We start from the raw sequence: 3,257 nt of genomic DNA, 5'->3' as shown, positions 1-3,257 counted from the left end.
CGCCGCTGACCGGTGGACGGCACCGAGCCGTCATCGAACTGAGAAGGGGGAGGCCTCGCGGCCTCCCCCTTTTTTGCGTTTACGGGCTCTTGTCTCACATAGTAGCTGTGTTTTATAACCCTCGTTTGTCGCATCTTCTGTGAACGGGCTACAATAACTTAGTCTGTGCGATATGGAGGTGAACATGGCTGAAGCTGGTATCGGCGTTGATATCGTCGAGATTTCCCGTATGAAATCAATACTTGAAAAGACGCCGTCGTTTGCTCGGCGTGTGTTTACCGAAGAAGAGCGTGCGTATTGTGATGCATCATCGCGCCCCGCTGCTCACTATGCCAGCCGCTTTGCTTCGCGCGAGGCGGTACTTAAAGCTCTCGGCACGGGTTTTAGTCAAGGCGTTGGTCGCAAGGATGTTTCGGTTACGCGTGATAAACTCGGCAAACCGAAAGCGCTGCTTTCGGGCCGTGCTCTCGAGATCGCTCAAGAGCTGGGTGTTGTTGAGGTCGCTCTTTCCATTACGCTTACAGGAGACTTAGCCGTTGCGAATGCCATCGCGATTACCGAAGATGCTCGGCCTAAGCCAAAAGAGGAAAAGGTGAGTACCAAGAAACGCGTAGCGCAGACATTTAAAGAGGCTCGCTCTGTTTTAGATGAGCTTGAGCAGCTGCAGAATTCAGCATTGACGGAGCACCTGGGCGATGCTTCGCAAGATACGCTAGGAGCATAGATGAAACCGGTTTTGAGTACCGAAGAAGTCGTTCGTCTCGAGGATATCATCGAACGCGAAGGGACTTCGAAGGCCGAGCTTATGGAGCTAGCGGGTGAGTTTGCCGCCAACGAGGTCTTGAAGCTCAATCCCGATCGGGTTCTCGTTCTGGTCGGTTTTGGTAATAATGGCGGCGACGGTTGGGTTGCCGCCGATATTCTGAGCCATAAGGGTGTGGACGTCGATATCGTTTCTCCGGTTGAGCCGGATGAGATTCCTGCTGCTCTGGCACGTCATGTTGCTCGTCGTACTGCCGGCCGCGATGTGCACGTTTGCGTCGGCCCCTCGCGTGACGAACTCGAGGTTTTGATCGATAAGGCCGATGTTGTTGTCGATGCCATTTTTGGTACCGGTTTCCACGGGAATCTGCGTGCGCCGTTCTCCATCTGGATTCCTACGGTCAATGAATGCGCCGATTGTGTCGTATCCATTGATGTCCCCTCGGGCCTGAATGCCGAGACGGGCGTTGTTGATGACGACTGCATTCGTGCCGAGCATACGGTGACGATGATTGCGCCCAAGATTGGTCTGTATAGCGCTGATGGTCCTGAGTATGCTGGCGATTTGATCTGCGGCAATCTTTACGACCGTCTTGACGAGGTCATCGATGATGTCGAACACGCCGCCGAGATTGTCGAGCCCGGTGACTTAGTCGATTACTTTGCTCCACTTCCTACGAATATCGATAAGTATTCCCGTGGCTCTGTGCTTATTGTCGCCGGATCTGCGCAATATCCTGGTGCTGCCATTATGGCGGCCAAGTCTGCAGCTCGCGCGGGTGCTGGTTACGTGGCAGTCGCGGCTCCTGACGCCTGCGCCAATCTTATTCGCATGGCACTTCCTTCGATTCCCGTCTTTGCTATTCCGTCTGATTCCCGCGGCTCCTTTGGCGCCGCTGCGCGCATGACGGTGTGCGAGATTGCAAAGAAGTACAGCTGCGTACTGTGCGGTCCCGGTATGACGACGTCTGCCGGCGCTATGCAGGTGGTTTCGGGCTTGCTCGAGCTTGATGTACCGCTTATTTTGGATGCCGATGCACTCAACTGCCTTGCTAAGATTGCCATTGACGGTATTGATAGTAACCCCGAGATGTATCGTCGCGAGCAGCCGTTGGTTATGACGCCGCACTATCGTGAGCTTTCGCGTCTGGTTGCCGGTGACGAGGTGAACGACCTTGGTACCGCGATTGCAGCCGCGCAGAAGGTTGTCTGGGCTGCAGGCTCCGACAATCTGGTGGTCATTGCCAAGGGGCCGACGACGGCTATCTGTGGCGTTGAGCGTGTACTGCTGCCGCTCTCGGGTCCGGCTTCTCTGGCAACTGCCGGTTCGGGTGATGTTCTCGCGGGTATTTTGGCCGGCACGCTTGCCACCATGCGCGACGAGATGGATCGTTGGGAGTTGCTGTATTCGTACGCCGTCGCACTTCACAGCTACGCCGGTTTTGCCGCGGCGACGGAGTATGGTGAGAAGAGCGTTATCGCGACCGATCTTATCGACTTGATCGGTCCTGCCATGGAGCTGGCGGCAAAGGATGCGCTCGAAGATCTGGGAATCATGGACGAAGGGTCGGATGACTAATCATGAATAAAGCCGATTTGACGCGCTGGTCCTGGGTCGAGATCGACCGTGGGGCGCTCCGTCGTAACACGAGGGCCTACAAGAACTTGCTGAATCCACGTCAGCGCCTGTGCTGCGTGGTCAAGGCCGATGCTTATGGCCATGGAGCTGTTGAGTGCGCCAAGATCATGTATTCGGCCGGTGCCGACATGTTTGCCGTGGCGACGGTTAACGAGGGCGTTGAGCTCCGACAGGGCGGGATTACGAAACCCATCCTCATCCTAAGCGAGCCGCCTATCGAGGCCATTCCGACGTTGCTCGAGTTTGATATCATGCCCTCGGTCTATACGTCTGACTTTGCTCTTGCGTATGGCGAATGTGCCGTCGCGGCGGGCAAAGTGGGCAAGTATCATCTCGCCATCGAGACGGGCATGAATCGTATCGGCGTTCACTACACGCAGGTGCTCGACTTTGTCCGCGGTATTAATTTCCATCGCGGTATTCAGTGCGACGGCGTATTTACGCACTTCGCCACGGCCGATGAACCTTCGGGCTGGGACTACAAGCTGCAGTGTCAGCGCTTTACCGAGGCCGTTCAGGCCATTAAGGATGCGGGTTTTGAGTGCGGTATCGTGCACTGCGCCAACACGCCGTCCTCGATGCTCGACCCCTCGATGCATTTTGATATGATTCGCGCCGGCGTTGGCTTGTATGGCATGCAGCCGTGCGAGCTGAGTGGCCGCGTGATGCAGCTTGATCCCGTTATGAGCGTCCATGCGCGCGTGACGCGCGTGGCACACCCTGCGATGGGTGAGGGCGTGGGCTACGGTTTTACCTACCGCGTACCGCGCACGCGCGTTCAGATCTGCACGCTGCCGATCGGTTATGCCGACGGCCTATCGCGTACGCTTTCCAATCGTATGGATGTGCTGTATCG

3 protein-coding genes are annotated in these 3,257 nt (G+C 56.3%); all 3 read left to right on the top strand.

Annotated features, from left to right (window positions below; all coding sequences use genetic code 11):
• Positions 1–184 precede the first annotated feature (184 nt).
• The gene (gene acpS, locus AB5405_RS09565; RefSeq protein WP_006235843.1) at positions 185–724 is read left to right on the top strand and encodes a holo-ACP synthase; all 540 of its coding nucleotides are present in this window, start codon (positions 185–187) and stop codon (positions 722–724) included.
• Positions 725–2,341: an NAD(P)H-hydrate dehydratase gene (locus AB5405_RS09560; protein WP_368138321.1), complete on the top strand. Its 1,617-nt coding sequence runs from the start codon at positions 725–727 to the stop codon at positions 2,339–2,341.
• A gap of 2 nt (positions 2,342–2,343) precedes the next feature.
• Positions 2,344–3,257: alanine racemase (gene alr, locus AB5405_RS09555; protein ID WP_368138320.1), on the top strand; the 914-nt coding region annotated here is incomplete at its 3' end.

It is taken from the genome of Collinsella aerofaciens, assembly GCF_040920445.1.
GTDB classification, from domain to species: Bacteria; Actinomycetota; Coriobacteriia; order Coriobacteriales; family Coriobacteriaceae; genus Collinsella; species Collinsella aerofaciens_BH.
Note: the sequence above shows the minus strand (reverse complement) of the source record. Positions and strands in the feature narration are given on the sequence as shown.

Coding starts and splice junctions, on each gene's coding strand:
- acpS (WP_006235843.1), top strand. CDS start 185: ATGGCTGAAGCTGGTATCGGCGTTGATATCGTCGAGATTTCCCGTATG.
- AB5405_RS09560 (WP_368138321.1), top strand. CDS start 725: ATGAAACCGGTTTTGAGTACCGAAGAAGTCGTTCGTCTCGAGGATATC.